The organism is Aeromicrobium sp. (assembly GCF_036675695.1).
GTDB lineage: Bacteria > Actinomycetota > Actinomycetes > Propionibacteriales > Nocardioidaceae > Aeromicrobium.
Window position 1 is genome coordinate 1 of record NZ_JAKFEL010000042.1, and the last position, 16,952, is coordinate 16,952.

Genomic DNA, 16,952 nt, shown 5'->3' on the forward strand with positions numbered 1-16,952 from the left:
GGATCACGGCGCAATCTCCTTCTGATAGAACGCGAAATCTTGCTCCAGCCCGGCTTCGGTGAGTCCGAAGTCCTCGGCTGTGTATGTGTGGGAGCCGTGGCGCTGCTCCTCGTTGCGGGCCATATAGGCCTTGAGTGCTTCGCGGTCGGCCGGAATGCCGAGCTCGCCCAGGACCCGCGTCGCCGTGTCGACGGGGTTCTTCACGACCTCGAGGAAGTCGACGTCGATGAACCGCTCGGGACGCTTGGCGCGCACCTCGGAGAACTGCGTGAGCGCCGAGACGAAGCGATCGCGCCAGTAGGGACCGACATCCTTCGGATCGACACTGTCGCTGTACTGGGCCGAAATCGCGCAGACCATCGACGCGTACGACGGCACGGCCTTCGTCGGCGAGCGGTGGGTCATGATGATCTTGCAGTCGGGGAACGTGTCGAGGACGGTGTCGACCGCGGTCAGGTGGTGCGGAGACTTGAGCATCCACGGCTGGCCGTGACGCTCGGGGCTCTGCCACTGCAGAACCTGCAGCCACTGCTTCAGATCCTGGTAGGCCGGAGCCTGATCGAACTCGCGCAGCCACAGCCCGTACGTCGGGATCCAGTAGAACGAGTCGAAGCTCATCGACGTGAACGTGCGGTCCATGAGGATGACGTCCTCTTCGGGACCGTCCCACTCGATCGTGTGGATGTCGCCGAAGTCGGGCGCCATCTCAAGGAACATCTCGTAGCGGTCTTGTGCGCGCTTCTTGCGGATCTCGGCGTCGGGGCTCTCGCCGGGGAATGGCAACGGGTACGACGTCTCCCACGAGAGAGTCGACGTCAGCTCCGGAGACGAGGCGAGCAGACGGTGCAACAACGTCGAGCCGGTACGGGGCAGCCCACAGATCTCGGCGGCGACCTTCACGTCTTCTTCGAGGATCTCGGGGTGCTCAACCTGCAGCTGCTTGAGGCGAAGTCGGTCAGCCAGCGATGCGATGAAGCGACTCTTCGTGAGGGCGAGGCCCATCTCGGACAGCTTGGCCTCGTCGGCCAGCGCCTTGGTCAGCACCGTCAGCGGCTCGACGAACCACTCGTCGCCGTAATCGCTGAGTCCGGTCTTGTCGCGCGCGGCGTCAAGCAGCCCTTGAACGTCCAGAGCTGTCTGCGTCTCTGCGGCGGTAGTCATGAAGCCTCCAGGTCGATGACGGTGCATTTGGGAAGCGGGTGCTCACTGGCTCCGAGCCAGCGCAGCAGCGCCGTGCCGGTCTCGTGGCCGCAGGTGTCGATCCAGTTGCCGTAGCCAGGGTCGCGTTCCGCGACGACGATCGTGAGCGTGCCGTCGTCGTTGAGCTTGGCGCTGTGCTTGTTGATGGTGATCTTGCGCTCCCAGTCGAGCGATTCCATCCACCAGTTGTCGAGCTGGAAGTTCCAGTAGGGGCACTCGGGGACTTCGGTCTCGATGACCCACGCCTGGCCGGGCTTGAGCGTCCAGTAGCCGTGCGCGTAGAAGATCTCGGGATCGCCGCCGGCCTTCTGGAAGAACTCCTGGCCGAAGTCGGGCATCTCGTTGGGCCGCTCCATGAACATCTCGGTCCAGCCCGCGAACATCGCCGCCGTGCCGTGCAGCGAGAAAGCCGCCGTCTGGAGTGCCTTGACGAAGTGGTCCGGGTTGAGCTCCTTGCGCTCGACCGGATCGCCGACGCGCTCGATCTTCCACTGGCCGGGCACCTCGGTCTCCCGGTCCATGTACGTCTGGCGGACCACGAGGCCGGTCGAATCCGGTGCCAGGGGCAGCCAGTTCTTGTCGTGCGGCTCAGCGCTGACGATGATCTCGACCGTGCCGTCGGGCTCGATCACCAGATCCTTGTCGCCCAGCTCACCGGTCGACGCCATGGTGCCGTCAATCGCATAGCGGTTGGCCTTCGAGCCGATGCTGAAGTAGTAGATGCTGCCGCGGGTGCCCGTGATCTTGTAGGTACGGTCGCCGCGGATGTTGGCCGACAGGTAGACGTTGTCCGGGTTGTCGGCTCCGAGCTTGACCCGGTCGAGCTCATGGAGACGCGGGAAGTCGGGATCAGCGTTCTCGATCGTCGTGTACATCATCTGCCGCAGTAGGCGCGTCAGATAGCGGTATCCCTCTGCCCGATCGAGCGGCGTGGATGGTGCTTTGTCGCGCAGGATGACCTCGCCAGCCTGCTCCAAAGCACGGCAGAAATCGGTCCAAGCCTTGCCGGAGACCACCTCTGCGGCACCGTCGCTCATGACACCTCCAAAGGTGAAATCTAGAACACGTTCTACCAGTTCCCCGTGTGAAGGACAACCACTCGGTAGAGTTCGGGACCTCATGACGACTGAACTTTCGGAAGACTTCGCAGACGCAACCGGTGCAGCCCTCGTGGTTGGCGGGAGTGGTGGTCTCGGTGCCGCGATCGCCGAGATGCTGGCGGCCCGTGGCAGCAATGTCGCCGTGACCTACCGGAACAACAAAGATGCGGGCGATGCCGTTGCGGCTGCCGCAGCCGAGCACGGCGTACGTACGTCCGCCCACACACTTGACGTGACGTCGGCCGAGGCTTGCAGCTCAGTTCTTGCTGAGGTCTCAGAGGTTTATGGCGGACTGCACACGCTCGTCCACGCCTCCGGCCCGCACGTCCCGATGGTCCACTTGTCGAAGGTGTCACCTACAGACTTCGCCGAACAGCTCACACAGGACGCGGTTGGCTTCTTCAACGTCGTCCACCCCGCGCTGGCTTTGCTGCGGGAGACCAAGGGCTCGATCGTCGCCGTGACCACGGCGGCCACGGCGCGATTCCCGGTACGCGATGGGCTGTCCTCAGCGCCAAAGGGTGCCGTCGAGCAACTCGTACGCGGAATTGCTGCCGAAGAGGGCCGATTCGGCATACGTATCAACGCCGTCGGTCCCGGGATGCTGACGGACGGGATGGCCGCACGACTCATCGAGTCCGGCGAGCTCGACGACAACGCACTCGAGATCACCCGCAACAACATTCCGCTTCGACGGTTCGGCAACGCCGCCGACATCGCCGAGGCCGTGTGCTTCCTTGCATCCGACCGCGCCGGCTTCATCACGGGGCAGAAGCTCGACATCGATGGCGGCTACACGGTCTAGGAGCCAGGGTTGGAGTAGTCGTCGGCCACTTCTAGGTCTCCGCGCAGGATGCAGAACTCGTTGCCCTCGGGATCGGTGAGTGTCATCCACCCGCGACCATCAGGCAGTCGATGATCCTCGAACTCTGTCGCGCCCAGCGCCAGAACTCGCTCGATCTCCTCGTCCCGGGTGATGTCTGTCGGACGGAGATCGAAGTGCACACGGTTCTTGATCTCCTTGCCATCGGGCACCTCGATGAACAGCACACGCTGGCGGCCGTCGGGCGTGAAGATCATGCATTCCTCGTGGCCCGGGAGGTTGGGATCGGCCGGGTCCTCGCTCATGTCGAGCACCTTGGCCCACCACACCGACTGCTCGTATGCGTTCCGCGAGTCGACGGTCGTATGAGAGATACGCGATGTCATGGCTCCAACGTATGACGCGCGCTAGGTCGACGGAATGACTGCCAGCTGAACAGAGACCCTCAAACCGCCGTCCTCCCGTGGGGTCAGGGTGAGGGTGCCGTCGTGCGCCTGGGTGATGCTCTTGACGATGGCCAGCCCGAGGCCGACGCCTGCGTGGTCGGTGCGGGTGCGTTCGGATCCTCGCTGGAACGGCTCGGTCAGCGTCGCCACGAGTGCCGGAGTGAGCTTGTCGCCGGTGTTCTCGACTGTCAGCTCGACGCGATCCGGCTGAACGCTGGTCGCGACCCACACAGTGCCCTGATCAGGCCGGTTGTGGACGATCGCGTTGTGCACGAGGTTCGTGGCGAGCTGGAGCAGGAGCACGTGCGAGCCGATCGTCGTTGCGACCTCCCCTGAGGTCTCGATCGTGGTGCGGCGACTCTCGGCGAGTGGGAGGAGCGTCTCGGTCGCCTCCTCGGCGATCAGCGACAAGTCGACGGGTTCGCGGGTGAAGGCCTTCTTGTCGGCGCGGCTCAACAGGAGCAAGGCCTCGGTCAGGTCGATCGCCCGGGCGTTGACAAAGTGGAGACGGTCAACGAGCTCTTTGGGGTCGCTGTCCGGGTCGCTGCGGGCCACCTCGAGAAGGGTCTGCATGATCGCCAGCGGCGTACGGAGCTCGTGCGAGGCATTGGCCGCGAAACGCTGCTGCTCGGCGTCATGGGCTTCCAGCCTGGCCAACATGCTGTCGAAGTCGTCCGCCAGCTCACGAAACTCGTCCTTGCGGCCCTCCATGTGGATGCGGTGGGCCAGCGATCCTTCCGTCGCCAGCCGGGTGGCGTGGGTGATCCGGTTGAGCGGCGCGAGCATCCGGCCGGCGAGGAGCCAACCGCCGAGAAGGCTGAACACCAACAGAAACGCCATGGCTTGGATGGCTCTTGGCGTGAACGCCTCCAGGAGGTCGGAGCGGGTCGGGCTGAACGCGCCCGGCTGGAAAGTCGTGTCGTCGGGGACGTAGCGCAACAGGAAGACCCACACCACCGCGAGCAGCAGTCCGCACGCGAGCATCAGGAAGCCGGCATAGCTGAGTGTCAGCTTGAGGCGAGCGCTCAAGCCGGGTGCCCTATCCATCCGCGACCCCATCGGAAGCGTCGATCCGATAGCCGACGCCCGCGACTGTGGCGATCAGCGACGGCTCGCCCAGGCGCTTGCGGAGTGCGGACACGGTGATGCGCACGGCGTTCGTGAACGGATCAGCGCTCTCGTCCCAGGCCCGTTCGAGTAGCTCTTCGGCACTGACGACGCCTCCCTCGGCAGCGACGAGAACCTCGAGCACCGCGAACTGCTTGCGGGTGAGCGCCACATACCGACCATCTCGGTAGACCTCGCGGCGGAACGGGTCCAGCCGCAGACCGGCAATCTCTCGGACGGGTGGGCGGTTGTGTGCGCGCCTGCGGTCGAGCGCCCGAAGTCGAAGCACCAGCTCTCTCAGCTCGAACGGCTTGGTGAGGTAGTCGTCGGCGCCGAGCTCGAAGCCGGAAGCCTTGTCGTCGAGCCGGTCCGCGGCAGTGAGCATCAGGATCGGCATTCCGCTGCCGGCATCGACGATGCGCTTGGCAATCTCGTCGCCTGAAGGCCCTGGGATGTCGCGATCGAGGACCGCGATGTCGTACGAGTTGATGCTCAGCAGCTCAAGCGCTGTGTCTCCGTCGCCAGCGATGTCCGCGGCAATCGCTTCCAGACGTAGTCCGTCGCGGATCGCCTCAGCCATGTAGGGCTCATCCTCGACGACCAACACACGCATCCTCCGATGCTAGTGAGTCGCTCATATCGCTGGCGTATCGAAAAGTGCATACGCTCTGGCAACGTCGCGCTGCCTTGACTGGGCGCATGAACCACAACGAATCTCGTCCCACGTCACGCGCCGCCGTCCTGGCCATCGGCGTCGTCCTCGCGGCAATGAGCGCCTTCTACGCCTACACATCGCTGACCCCCTCCTCGGCGACCCAGACCTCGCCGATGACAGGTATGGAAGGACCGCCTCGAGACGATGGCGGGCCGACCGACAACGGGCACATCCGAGGCAGCGTCACCGTCTTCGACGACAGCGTCTCGGCCATCGCGCACCTGGACCCTGATCTCCTGAAGGCACTGCGTTCTGCCGCGACGGATGCCGCCGCCGATGGCATCGAGTTCCAGGTCAACAGCGGCTGGCGCTCGGCCGACTACCAGAACCAGCTGCTGCGCGATGCGGTGTCGAAGTACGGCTCCGAGCGCGAGGCGGCCCGATGGGTCGCCACGCCCAAGACTTCACCTCACGTGTCCGGAGACGCGGTCGACATCGGCCGGAACGATGCGATCGCCTGGCTCGCTCAGCACGGAGCTGCGTACGGTCTGTGCCAGATCTATGGCAACGAGCCATGGCACTTCGAGCTTCGCCCAGACGCGAGCAAAGGCGGCTGCCTGCCGACGTACGCCGATCCGACGCACGATCCGCGCATGCGCTGACCCATGGGTGTCTGATCAGAAGCCAGTGAGGCCCGCGCAGCGGTAGCGTGATCCCCATGATCGCCCTGAAGAGTCCGTGGATCCTCGCCTTCGGCGTGATGACCGTGGTCCACCTCGTGCTCAACGGTGCCGAGGCCGAGCCGTGGGACAGCATCACCAAGTGCCTGCTCGCCCCGCTTCTGGTCGCCTGGGTCATCGAGCAGAAGGGTCCGCGACTGCTCGTTGCAGCTTTGGTGTTCTGCTTCTTCGGCGACTTGTTCCTCGAGTTCGAGGACCTGTTCATCGTCGGCATGGCGGCATTCGCTCTCGGCCACATCTGCTTCATCCGATTCTTCGTCTCACGCGGAGCGATCGGTCAGCTCAAGCGCAAGCCGTGGATCCTCGCGATCTACGTCGTCGCCGGAATCGCGATGATCGCGTACGGCTGGAGCGGCCTCGAGGACGGGCTCAAGCCTGTCGTTCCGATCTACGCTGCGCTCCTCGTCGGCACCGGCGCAACCTCGTTGGCCACCGACCTCCGCGCCGGAATCGGCGGGCTGATGTTCCTGATCTCTGATGGCGTCATCCTGCTCGGCGAAGCCGACCGCATCGACAAGGATGCCGTCGCAAGCGGACTCACGATTATGGCGCTGTACATCGCTGCGATCTTCTTCCTGACGACCGGAATCCTCAACCGCGAGAAGGTCACCATCGCGGCCGGACACGGCTTTGACCCGACGATCCGCACGGATTGCTGGCCGGTCTTCCCCGACGCCAAGGTCTGAGTGGACCGCACATATCGGGTCGTCAACCGCATCTTCGCGACGCTGTTCGCGGCCATGGGATACCGGTTCGACGTACGCGGCATCGAGCACATACCCGCGACGGGAGCCGGAGTTCTTGCCGGCAATCACATCGGCTTCCTCGACTTCACGTTCATCGGATACGCCGCCCGCGAGCGTGACCGCCTGGTGCGGTTCATGGCGAAGCGGTCAGTGTTCGAAGCCCGACTCGCTGGGTGGTTCATGCGCAAGATGCGCCACATACCGGTCGACCGTCGCCAGGGCTGGCGCGCATACCGGCAAGGGCTGCGCCTGATCGACGAAGGCGAGCTGGTCGGCGTGTTCCCCGAGGCCACGATCAGCAGGTCATGGCTGCTCAAGCCGTTCAAACGCGGTGCCGCCGGGCTGGCGGTCAGTCGGCAGGTGCCGTTGGTGCCCGTGGTCGTCTGGGGCGGCCATCGCATCTACACTGTCGACGGACACCGATCCCTGCGCCGACGCGTGCCGATCACGGTGAGCATCGGCGAGCCACTCATACCCGGCGAAGGCGAGTCGATCGATGAGCTGTCTGCTCGCCTTCACATCGCGATGGAAGGTCTGCTCGATGAAGCCATCGGCACCTACCCGGCCACTCCGCGCAACGACAGCGACAGATGGTGGATGCCGCACGACCGAGGCGGGACAGCGCCCGACCGCGAGACGGCCGCGATCCTGGATCGCGAGGCCGTTGCCCGCATCGGCGATACGTTTGAGTAATGACCTTCGATGAGACCACGCCGGTGACGGTCGGCGAGATGACGTTCGACGTACGGTTTGCCGGACCCGAGGATGGCACGCCTGTCGTGCTGCTGCACGGATTTCCCGAGACCTCACTCTCGTGGTCGGCTGTGACACCGCTCCTCACCGCCGCAGGGCTGAGGGTCATCGCTCCCGATCAGCGTGGCTACTCGCCTGGCGCACGTCCGCTCGACGTCGCCGACTACGCCACAGATGTGCTGGCAGATGACGTCGTCGCGATCGCCGACGCAATCGGACTCGGCTCGTTCCACCTCGTCGGTCACGACTGGGGAGCAGCCGTGGCCTGGGTCGCGGCTGCCAACCACGCCGATCGACTCAGCTCGCTGACTGCGGTGTCGGTGCCGCACCTTGCGCCCTACGGCGCAGCCGTTGCGGGCGATCCCGACCAGCAGCAGCGCGCCTCGTACATCGGTGTCTTCCGCAAGGAGGGCAAGGCAGAGGACCTTCTGCTCGAGAACGAGGGCAAGCGTCTTCTGGCGATGTACGGCGACGGCGTGCCCGCCGATCAGGCCGCCGCCTATCTTGCGCATCTCTCCGAGCCGGGCGCACTGACGGCGGCACTCAACTGGTACCGCGCCATGCACGCAGACCTCGCTTCGCTGCCGGCGGTGACGGTGCCGACGACGTATGTGTGGAGTGACCAGGACCTGGCGATCGGTCGTGTCCCGGCCGAGCGGTGCGGGGACTTCGTGAACGCTGACTACCGATTCGTCGAGCTCAACGGCGTCACGCACTGGATTCCAGAGCAGGCGCCCGACGCGCTCGCCGAGGCGATCATCAGTCGCGTGCTGTCCTGAGGACGGCTTGAGCGCGTTGCAGCTGTGAACGCGATCAATCTGTTGGCTTGCTAGTGAGAACCGACGCGAGAGGCCAGCCGTGGGGGTCGTCGAGGCTACGGCCGACGGTTCGAGCGTAGGAGTTCCAGTCCTCGACGCGATCGGCGTACCAGGACCGCTGACGCTGCATGAGCTCTTGGAGGCTGCTCGCCGCGACGTGAGGATGTCGGAAGCCGATCTCGTACGCGACGCCCCGCGCCGCTCGTGCGTCGGCGGCGGCATCGTGAGCGTTGTCGAGCGACACTGAGTAATAGGCCGCGACGTCCGTCAGCTTGCGTGAGCCGAGGGTGCCCCGCTGAATGCCCCAGTCGATGACGTAGGGATCGACGACGAGGAGGCGGTCCCAGTCGGGCTGCTTGACGCCCCATCGCGTCGCCTCCGCATGGAGCATCGACAAGTCGTATGCAGCGTTGAACACCACGAGGCCGATTCCGCGGTCGATCAGTGACTGCACCCACTCGGCGACGATTGCGATGCCGACAGCCGGTGCTGGCGCATCAGCGAGGAGCACATCGGTGATGCCGTGGACCTCCGCGGATGAGGCCGGGATCGGGATGCCGGGGTTGATCAGCCCGTTGATGTCGGGCCCGCGATCGGCGATCAGCGCATAGCTGAGGACGCGGTCGTTGAGCGGATCGATGCCGGTGGTCTCGAAGTCGAGCGAGGCGAGAGCGATCTGGTGCCAGCCGTCGTGGTCTCCACGAGGTGGGGGTTTGGGCTTGGCGTCCGCGATCAACTGCTTCACGACGACCAGCGCGGCAACGCCTGCGGCGATGCCGACTGCTGCGTACTTGTTGATCCGCACCTTGCCTCCTGGCCTCAACGGTACTGAGCCCGCCGGACATTCACCGGGAGGCTTCGTCGATGAGACTGGCTATTCGTCAGCTGGCTTCGAGACTGCTTTCCGGAGCTGATCGCGCTCGTTCTTGAGCCGCTTCACCTGGTTCTTGCGGCGCGCCAACCACAGGCTCATTGCCGTGAGGGCGAGCGCAGCCGCCGCTCCAATGATGGCGCCGGTCAGCGTGCCCGCACGGAAGTTGGGTGCGTCGACGTCCATGATGCGCTCGCCAGCGTGCGCAGCTTTGCTCGTGCCGAGCACGACCGAGAGAGTCAGCCAGTTGGGCGCGGCGAGGAGCAGCGCGATGAACGTGACGATGATCCTCCAGGTCCAGTTGAAGAACCGACGACGAATCTGGACCAGGAGCAGCAGCGGTATGAACGTGAACACAAATCCGTAGAACAGCCCCCACAACGTTCCGTCCGTGAAATCCCCCTTGACCTGGTCGGCGACCCGCTGCGCCCACCAGCGTGGGAAGAAGGCGGCGGAGACCCGAAATGCGATGTACGCGGCCGCGAGAGCGACCAGGACGAGCACGATTCGAAGGACCCAGTTGGGCCCATCGCTGTCCGGGGCATCGACCCGCTCAGCGGGCTCACCTCCGGCAGCCGGAGCCTCCTTGTCGGGCTCATCCTTGCTCGGCTCTGGCTTGGCGGCCTCGTCCTGGGTCATGGCCACATCATGGCATCACCGCACGGTGGTCGCCACGCATCACTGACTGGCCAGAATCTCCCATTCCACCTTGCCAGCGATGCCGGTCTGCTCACGACCGTGGTCGGCCTGCAGCTTCTTGACCGCAGCCTCGGTCACGGCACCGAAGTACCCGTTGCGGTCTGCGGTCCTCATTCCGAGAGCGCTTTGCAGGAACTTGGTCGACTTGCCGACAGATCCGATCTTCAACGTCGAGGCTGAGTAGTTGGCGAGCCCGTACGCGGCCGCCTGGGCGGCGGTGTATCCGGCCGTGACGTCACTGGTGGCCTGAGACGGGAAGAGCGAGGCCCAGGTCGGGACGTCGAGCGTTCCGGTGATCGGGAGGTCGTGTGCCAGCTGATAAGTCCGGACCGCAACACGCGTAGCCGCGTCGAACACCTTGGTCTGCTTGACCTTGAGCGCCGCCTGGGCCTTCACCACGGTCGAGGCTTTGGACCCGAGTTGTCTGAGCAAGTAGGGGTGCTTGCGAAGCAGGCTTGTGGTCGCGGGGCAAGGCTTGGTGTTTGGGGTGGACCGGATCACGGCGGTCTGTCCGGTGAACACCCTGCAGGGCCCGTAGTCCATCGGATGCAACGATCCGGTCCAGAACGAGGTGTTGCCGCGAGTGCCGTTCCAGCTGAAGGAGATGTGAATGTGATCGGTGTGGCCCGAGCTCTCTCGCCACCCGTCGCTCTCGCGATAGACGGCCCAGATCTTCTTGTTGTAGATCACGTACATGATGCCGAGTCGCTTGGCGTTGGCTCCGTGGTTGGCGGTGAGCCACGCGAGAAAGTCACCTGCAGCCCGCTTCTCCGAAGCGTCGTTGACGTTGACCATCCAGTCCCACGCGCGACCGTCGGCGTGCTCTGACGTGCCTTCGTTGCACTTGCGAGCGGTGTTGCCCGCACCCCCTTCGCCGTACGTGTTGAGCACGAGCGCTCGCAGCTTGGTGACTCCGGGCGGGGTGCTCGGCTGGCAGGAGATTTGCGGCACGTACTTGGGCGTGGCGTCGAGCGTCGCGGGCAGCGTGACAGGGGGCGTAAGGCCCTTGGGGCTGGAAGGGAAGGTGACCGGCGGGGTCGTTGCACCCTCTGCAGACACGAAGACGCTCAGGCACAGCACGGTGCTGACGGCAATCAGAAGTAGTCGGCGCATGGGTTCCCTCCTCCGCATCGACCTTCGATGATACGCACCAATAGTCACTTCTGTACCAGAATCAATCGGGCACAATGAGGGATGCGCGGAATCATCCTTGCCGGGGGAAGCGGGACCCGGCTGCACCCGATCACCCTGGGTGTCAGCAAGCAATTGGTTCCGATCTACGACAAGCCTTTGATCTACTATCCGCTGTCGACACTGCTCCTCGCGGGCATCCGCGACATCCTCGTCATCACGCCAGCGCACGACACCGTTCAGTTCAAGCGGCTGCTCGGCGATGGCTCGCAGTTCGGAATCAGCCTGAGCTTCGCGACAGAACCCGCGCCCAGCGGAGTCGCCCGAGCGTTCACGATTGGCGCCGACTTCATCGGCGACGGCCCGGTAGCCCTCGTACTCGGCGACAACATCTTCTACGGACCTGGCCTGGGTCGGACTCTGTCGAACTTCTCCGACCCCGACGGCGCAGTCATCTTCGCCTACTACGTGAAGAACCCCACCGAGTACGGCGTCATCGAGTTCGACGAGCAAGGCAACGGGCTGACTCTTGAGGAGAAGCCGCGGACGCCACGCAGCAACTACGCAGTTCCGGGCCTCTACTTCTACGACAACTCGGTCGTCGACATCGCGCGAGAGCTCAAGCCCTCCGAACGCGGCGAGTACGAGATCACTGACGTCAATCGCCGCTACCTCGACACCGGGCGCCTGCACGTTGAGGAGCTGGCCCGAGGCACGGCGTGGCTCGACGCAGGAACGTACGACGCGATGAGCGACGCCAGCAACTACGTGAGGGCCGTCGAACGGCGCCAAGGACTCAAGATCGGCTCACCCGAGGAGATCGCCTGGCGCCAGGGGTTCCTGACGGACGATGAGCTGCGTGAGCGCGCCTCTCACCTCATGAAGTCCGGATACGGCGGTTACCTGCTCGATCTGCTCGAGTCCCCCGGCACCCCGCTGTAGGTCGGAGGGCTGGGATAGGTTCGAGCTGTGCGAATCGCGACCTGGAACGTCAACTCCATCCGCAGCCGCATCGACCGTGTGGTCGCCTGGCTCGAAGCGAACGATGTCGATGTCCTGGCCATCCAGGAGACCAAGTGCCGCGAGGACCAGTTCCCCGGCCTTGAGCTGTCGGCCTTGGGCTACGAATACGTCCATTTCGGCCTCAGCCAGTGGAACGGTGTCGCGCTGATCTCACGTGTCGGCCTCGAGGACGTGGCCATGTCGTTCGCCGATGATCAACCGCACTTCGGAGACCCCCCGGCGCTTGAAGCGCGATCGATCGGTGCGACCTGTGGAGGTGTTCGCGTCTGGAGCTTCTACGTACCCAACGGCCGTACGCTCGACGACCCGCACTACACCTACAAGCTCGCCTGGCTCGATCGGTTGCACGCGGCCTCCAGCCAATGGCTCGCCGACGACCCGCAAGCGCAGATCGCCCTGGTCGGTGACTGGAACGTTGCGCCGACCGACGAGGACGTCTGGGACATGTCGGTCTTCGAGGGGCACACCCACGTCTCGGTTCCCGAGCGCGAGGCATTCCACGCGATCGTCGACGCGGGATACGCCGACGTCGTGCGGCCGCACACGCCCGGACCGGGCGTCTACACCTACTGGGACTACCAACAACTGGCGTTCCCCAAGAAGCGCGGACTCCGTATCGACTTCATCCTCGCTTCGCCCGCGCTGGCCTCACGGGTCGAGTCGGCCCACATCGACCGCGAAGAACGCAAGGGCAAAGGCCCCAGCGATCACGCCCCGGTCGTCATAGACATCAAGTAGAGCGACATCAGCTGAGCCAATCGGGGCGCAGCGGCCAGTCCGCGTTGCCCGTGTGATCGGTCTTGACCGCCAAGACGTGGTGCAACTCGACCTCGTTGCGCTCGAACGCCAGCCGCGATCCGGCCATGTAGATGCCCCACACCTTCGCGCGGCCGAGGCTGACCTCCTCAAGGGCCTCGTCCCAGTGCTCGACGAGGTTGTCGCACCAACCGTGCAGCGTCATCGCGTAGTGCTCGCGCAGGTTCTCGACGTGGCGCACCTCCAGACCGACGTCCTGAGCCGCCGTTGTGATCTTGCCGACGCCGGTCAGCTCGCCATCGGGGAACACGTACCGGTCGATGAACGCACCCGTCGACATCGTCTTGTTGTGCGGGCGGGTGATGCAGTGGTTGAGGATGCGGCCACCGGTCTTGACGTGATCGCGCATGAACGTGAAGTACGACGCGTAGTTCTTCACGCCGATGTGCTCAGTCAGCCCGATCGAGCTGATGGCGTCGAAGCCGGTCTCGGTGACGTCGCGGTAGTCGAGATGACGAACTTCGGCCAGGTCCTCGAGTCCCTGACGCTTGATTTCCTCCTGTGCCCAGGTCGCCTGCTCCTGCGACAGGGTCACGCCGATGACCTTGACGCCGTAGTGCTTGGCGGCGTGGCGGACCATGCCGCCCCAGCCGCAGCCAATGTCGAGCAGTCGCTGGCCCGGCTGGAGGTTGAGCTTGCGCGCGACGAGGTCGTACTTCTCGTACTGCGCCTCCTCTAGTGTCGACTCAAGCGTGGGGAAGACCGCGCAGGTGTACGTCATCGACGGGCCGAGCACCAGCTCGTAGAACCGGTTGGACACGTCGTAGTGGTGGTGGATCGCGTCGGCATCACGCTTCTTGTTGTGCCTCAGTCCCTCGAGCGCTCGCCGCCATTTCGGCAGGTGCTCCTCCTCCGGCGGCGGCGGGGGCTTGAGGTTGCCGAAACCGAGGCTACGGATGATCTGCACCATGTCGGCCGGCGCCGGCAGCTTGAACCGGAGCTGGCTCATCATCAGCACCATGGCGTCGTAGGGATTGCCGGGATGGACGCCTTCGAGCTCGAGGTCGCCGGAGACGTACGCGCGGGCGAAGCCGAGGTCGCCGGGTGACGTCATCAGGAAGGCCAGGCCGCGTTCGTTGAGGAGGCGAATCGTGATGGGCGCGTCCTCGGGTCCGCCGACGCTGCCATCGAACGCCTCGAAGCGGAACGGCAGACCGTCCTTCATCAACCTGCCGAGTGCGTCTGCGATCGAGAGTCGTATGCCCACATCTGTTGTCATGAGTTCCTCACCGCTTTCTCGTACAGAGTGCTGAGTCGCCCGTCGGGGTCATAGCGACTACGGGCAGCGGCGAGGGTCTCGCCGCCGTACATCTGCTCGAAGGTGTCCTGGTCATAGAACGCCTCGGAGTACAGAGACTTGTGACCGCCCATCCGCTGGACGGCTTCCTCGATCCGCCGGTTGACCGAGCCCGGCTCGGCGTCGGCCGGGACCTCCACGGTCCCCCAGAATCCTGCATTCACATAGGTTGCCCCAGGTTCGAGCGGATAGACAGGCCAGGCGCGGGTGGTTCGCAGCGGGCAAAGCCAGACGGGGCGCATGCCGACCTCGGCGTCGAACCATTCGAGGAACTCCGGAAGCCGGCCGACGGGCACTTCGACGTCCTGGATGACGCGCTCGCGCCCGGGCACCTTCTTGATGCGATCGATCAGTCGGCTGAGCCCGATCTTCTCGTCCAGGGCGACCAGGCGGTGGTAGACGTCGCTGCGGCGCCAGCGTCGCGGCCAGATGCGGCGCAGCCAGCGGTTCTGCGCGCCGAACGCACCCGAGCACCAGAACCAGTCGGTGTCCCAGCGCCAGATGTACTGCTCCATCGTCATCGCGTCGGTTTCGCGCCTCTGGATCGACTTGTAGTAGATCTGCTGACCTGTGTAGTCGCTGGGTCGGCGCTGCACATCGTTCGTGAAGTTGGCGAGAGTCAGGTAGATCTCGTCCGGGCTGAACGCCGTACCGTCGAGGCCGTCGACTCGCACGCCGTCCCACTCACCGCTGTCCGCGATGGCTTCAATCGTCTTGACCGCGGACGCGGCGTCGGCCATCCGGATGTGGCGCAGGGCGGCGCCCGCCGGCACCTTCTCCAACTTGATCTTCAGCCGAGTCGCATAGCCGAGGCTACCGTACGAATTGGGGAACGCGTCGAACAAGTCAGCGTGATCGTTGTCCGGAGTCGCCGTGATGATCTGCCCAGACCCCGTGAGGATGTCCATCTCAAGCACTGACTCGTGCGGCAGTCCACTACGGAACGACGTCGACTCGATGCCGAGGCCGGTCACGGCGCCACCGAGGGTGATCGTCTTGAGCTGAGGAACGACATACGGCATCAAGCCACGCGGCAGGGTCTCAGCGACCAGGTGCTCGTAGGTGCACATGCCCTGCACATCGGCCGTCAGGGCATTGATGTCGATCTCGATGACGCCGTCGAGCCCGCTGACATCCAGACCGCTGATCGAGGCATCGCGCGGGCGGAACAGATTGGAGGTCTTCTTGGCGAGGCGTACGCGATCGCCGGCCGGGATGCGTCCGAATGATTCCCCGAGCCGGTCAACAGCGATGTGATGCGCTTGCCAACCCCTCACAGGAGCAGATTACGACTGTTTGAGGAATCTCAAAGCGGCGGCATAGCCCTCGAGGCCCATGCCGACGACGACGGCGACTGCGATATCGCTGAGATAAGACTTGTGACGAAAGGCTTCGCGCGCGTAGACGTTGCTGAGATGTACCTCGACCAACGGGCCAGCGAGCTGACTCGCGGCGTCGCGTACAGCTACCGAGGTGTGGGTCCACGCGCCGGCGTTGAGGATCACGGACGCACCCGAGTCGGCGGCGTCATGGAGCCAGCCGATCATCTCGGACTCGGTGTCGGTCTGACGTACCTCGACCTCAAGTCCAGTCTCATCGGCGACCTCAGCGCAGCGCGCGACCAGGTCGCCGTACGTTGCGGTGCCGTAGATGTCAGGCTCGCGCACGCCGAGACGACCGAGGTTGGGTCCGTTGAGGACGAGGACGTTCATGAACTCCCCAGCTGCCAGATCAGTGCTTCGCCACCGTCGTCGGCAGCACTCAAATCGTACGCGGGTTCGTCCGTCAGACGCGCCTCATCGCCGCTGGTCAGCTTGGTGTCATCGAGCACGATCGAGCCTGCCGTGACGTGTACGAGGCTCTTCGGGCTGGCTGGAACGGTGATCGAGTCGCCGGGAGCGAGTCGAATGACGAACAGCTCTGCCGGTGCGTGCACGCCGATCACGGGCGTCAGGCCGTTCGGTTCGACCTCGGCGTCGACATACTCCGGTTCGGCGTCATACGACGACCGCAGCATCATTTGTACGAACACGAGCGGCTCGTCCGCCGAGGCGTTCTGTTCGGTGTGCTGAACGCCGGTGCCTGCGCTCAGTCGCTGTGCCGTTCCCGGGCGGATCACGCCGCGATGACCGGTCGAGTCGGCGTGCTGCAGAGCGCCCTCAAGAACCCAGGTCACGATCTCGACGTCGGCGTGGTGGTGCTGGTCGTATCCCTTGGCAGGATCGATCGTCTCGGTGTTGATCGCGATCAACGGCCCGAACCCGATGTTGTCGGGGTCGTAGTGCGCACCGTACGAGAAGCTGTGCCGCGTCATGACACCGTCACCTTCGGTGCGATAGCGCTCGTCGGCGCGGCGGATCTCACGCATAGCCGAGCTCGTGGAGTCGGTCGTCCTCGATACCGAAGTGGTGCGCGATCTCGTGGACCACGGTGATGCCGACTTCTTCGATCACGTCGGCCTCGTTGTCGCAGATCGCCAGCGTCGGATTGCGGTAGACGAAGATCCGGTCGGGCATCGCGCCACCGTAGGTGCTGTCGCGCTCCGTGAGCGGGATCCCGTCGTACAGGCCGAGCAGATCAGGCTCGTCGACTGGCGCGTCATCCTCGATGAACAGCACCACGTTGTCGAGCAGCGCCGCCAGCTCAGCCGGTACCGCAGCGAACGCGGCCTCGACGAGCTCGGCAAAGCGATCTTCGCTGATCTCGACCATGCCACCATCCTGCCCG

At 64.7% G+C, this 16,952-nt stretch carries 20 protein-coding genes; 7 read left to right on the forward strand and 13 right to left on the reverse strand.

What is annotated here, in order from left to right; translation table 11 throughout:
• Positions 1-3 precede the first annotated feature (3 nt).
• Both V6M39_RS02155 and V6M39_RS02160 read right to left on the reverse strand, forming a co-directional pair.
• Positions 4-1,161, reverse strand: coding sequence for a sulfotransferase family protein (locus tag V6M39_RS02155; RefSeq protein WP_332642012.1), 1,158 nt, complete (start codon positions 1,159-1,161; stop codon positions 4-6).
• A complete protein-coding gene (locus tag V6M39_RS02160; RefSeq protein ID WP_332642013.1) occupies positions 1,158-2,237 on the reverse strand; it encodes a DUF1214 domain-containing protein in 1,080 nt (359 codons plus the stop codon). The genes V6M39_RS02155 and V6M39_RS02160 overlap by 4 nt, the downstream gene beginning before the upstream one ends.
• A gap of 82 nt (positions 2,238-2,319) precedes the next feature.
• Between V6M39_RS02160 and V6M39_RS02165 the strand changes: the two genes are divergently transcribed.
• Entirely contained in the window at positions 2,320-3,105 is a 786-nt protein-coding gene (locus V6M39_RS02165) for an SDR family NAD(P)-dependent oxidoreductase (RefSeq protein ID WP_332642014.1), read from the forward strand.
• On the opposite strand, the gene V6M39_RS02170 is transcribed toward V6M39_RS02165, so the two are convergent.
• Genes V6M39_RS02170 through V6M39_RS02180 form a run of 3 tightly spaced genes read right to left on the reverse strand, consistent with a single transcriptional unit; the run spans position 3,102 to position 5,289 of the window.
• Positions 3,102-3,509, reverse strand: a complete 408-nt coding sequence (locus V6M39_RS02170) for a VOC family protein (RefSeq protein WP_332642015.1) — start codon at positions 3,507-3,509, stop codon at positions 3,102-3,104. The genes V6M39_RS02165 and V6M39_RS02170 overlap by 4 nt on opposite strands.
• Positions 3,510-3,530: 21 nt before the next feature.
• A complete protein-coding gene (locus V6M39_RS02175; protein WP_332642016.1) occupies positions 3,531-4,616 on the reverse strand; it encodes a sensor histidine kinase in 1,086 nt (361 codons plus the stop codon).
• Positions 4,609-5,289 (reverse strand): response regulator transcription factor, encoded by a 681-nt coding sequence (locus V6M39_RS02180; protein WP_332642017.1) that lies wholly within the window; start codon positions 5,287-5,289, stop codon positions 4,609-4,611. The genes V6M39_RS02175 and V6M39_RS02180 overlap by 8 nt, the downstream gene beginning before the upstream one ends.
• Before the next feature lie 86 nt (positions 5,290-5,375).
• On the opposite strand from V6M39_RS02180, the gene V6M39_RS02185 reads away from it, so the two are divergent.
• The 4 genes from V6M39_RS02185 to V6M39_RS02200 are packed head-to-tail and all read left to right on the forward strand — an operon-like array spanning position 5,376 to position 8,349.
• Positions 5,376-5,993, forward strand: a complete 618-nt coding sequence (locus V6M39_RS02185) for a M15 family metallopeptidase (protein ID WP_332642018.1) — start codon at positions 5,376-5,378, stop codon at positions 5,991-5,993.
• 56 nt (positions 5,994-6,049) lie between these two features.
• Positions 6,050-6,757 (forward strand): lysoplasmalogenase, encoded by a 708-nt coding sequence (locus V6M39_RS02190; RefSeq protein WP_332642019.1) that lies wholly within the window; start codon positions 6,050-6,052, stop codon positions 6,755-6,757.
• The gene (locus tag V6M39_RS02195) at positions 6,758-7,510 is read left to right on the forward strand and encodes a lysophospholipid acyltransferase family protein (protein ID WP_332642020.1); all 753 of its coding nucleotides are present in this window, start codon (positions 6,758-6,760) and stop codon (positions 7,508-7,510) included. It begins immediately after the preceding gene.
• Entirely contained in the window at positions 7,510-8,349 is an 840-nt protein-coding gene (locus V6M39_RS02200; RefSeq protein ID WP_332642021.1) for an alpha/beta fold hydrolase, read from the forward strand. Before V6M39_RS02195 ends, V6M39_RS02200 begins: the two co-directional genes overlap by 1 nt.
• A 34-nt stretch (positions 8,350-8,383) precedes the next feature.
• Here the strand turns inward: V6M39_RS02200 and V6M39_RS02205 are convergent, their stop codons facing one another.
• From V6M39_RS02205 to V6M39_RS02215, 3 genes are all read right to left on the reverse strand, one after another.
• Positions 8,384-9,193, reverse strand: a complete 810-nt coding sequence (locus V6M39_RS02205; RefSeq protein ID WP_332642023.1) for an exonuclease domain-containing protein — start codon at positions 9,191-9,193, stop codon at positions 8,384-8,386.
• 69 nt (positions 9,194-9,262) lie between these two features.
• Positions 9,263-9,898 carry a hypothetical protein gene (locus V6M39_RS02210; protein ID WP_332642024.1) on the reverse strand — a complete coding sequence of 212 codons (636 nt, stop codon included), beginning with the start codon at positions 9,896-9,898 and terminating at the stop codon, positions 9,263-9,265.
• A 39-nt stretch (positions 9,899-9,937) separates the two neighbouring features.
• Positions 9,938-11,071 carry a peptidoglycan-binding domain-containing protein gene (locus V6M39_RS02215; protein WP_332642025.1) on the reverse strand — a complete coding sequence of 378 codons (1,134 nt, stop codon included), beginning with the start codon at positions 11,069-11,071 and terminating at the stop codon, positions 9,938-9,940.
• A gap of 81 nt (positions 11,072-11,152) precedes the next feature.
• On the opposite strand from V6M39_RS02215, the gene rfbA reads away from it, so the two are divergent.
• A complete protein-coding gene (gene rfbA / locus V6M39_RS02220) occupies positions 11,153-12,031 on the forward strand; it encodes a glucose-1-phosphate thymidylyltransferase RfbA (RefSeq protein WP_332642026.1) in 879 nt (292 codons plus the stop codon).
• 27 nt (positions 12,032-12,058) lie between these two features.
• Positions 12,059-12,850: an exodeoxyribonuclease III gene (locus V6M39_RS02225; protein ID WP_332642027.1), complete on the forward strand. Its 792-nt coding sequence runs from the start codon at positions 12,059-12,061 to the stop codon at positions 12,848-12,850.
• Between the two features lie 7 nt (positions 12,851-12,857).
• Here V6M39_RS02225 and V6M39_RS02230 read toward each other — a convergent pair whose 3' ends face one another.
• The 5 genes from V6M39_RS02230 to V6M39_RS02250 form a co-directional block, all read right to left on the reverse strand.
• Positions 12,858-14,147, reverse strand: coding sequence for a cyclopropane-fatty-acyl-phospholipid synthase family protein (locus tag V6M39_RS02230; protein ID WP_332642028.1), 1,290 nt, complete (start codon positions 14,145-14,147; stop codon positions 12,858-12,860).
• A complete protein-coding gene (locus tag V6M39_RS02235; RefSeq protein WP_332642029.1) occupies positions 14,144-15,502 on the reverse strand; it encodes an FAD-binding oxidoreductase in 1,359 nt (452 codons plus the stop codon). Before V6M39_RS02235 ends, V6M39_RS02230 begins: the two co-directional genes overlap by 4 nt.
• 9 nt (positions 15,503-15,511) lie before the next feature.
• A complete protein-coding gene (gene aroQ, locus V6M39_RS02240) occupies positions 15,512-15,937 on the reverse strand; it encodes a type II 3-dehydroquinate dehydratase (RefSeq protein WP_332642030.1) in 426 nt (141 codons plus the stop codon).
• Positions 15,934-16,593 carry a pirin family protein gene (locus V6M39_RS02245; protein WP_332642031.1) on the reverse strand — a complete coding sequence of 220 codons (660 nt, stop codon included), beginning with the start codon at positions 16,591-16,593 and terminating at the stop codon, positions 15,934-15,936. Before V6M39_RS02245 ends, aroQ begins: the two co-directional genes overlap by 4 nt.
• Positions 16,586-16,952: metallopeptidase family protein (locus V6M39_RS02250; protein WP_332642032.1), on the reverse strand; the 367-nt coding region annotated here is incomplete at its 5' end. The genes V6M39_RS02245 and V6M39_RS02250, both read right to left, overlap by 8 nt.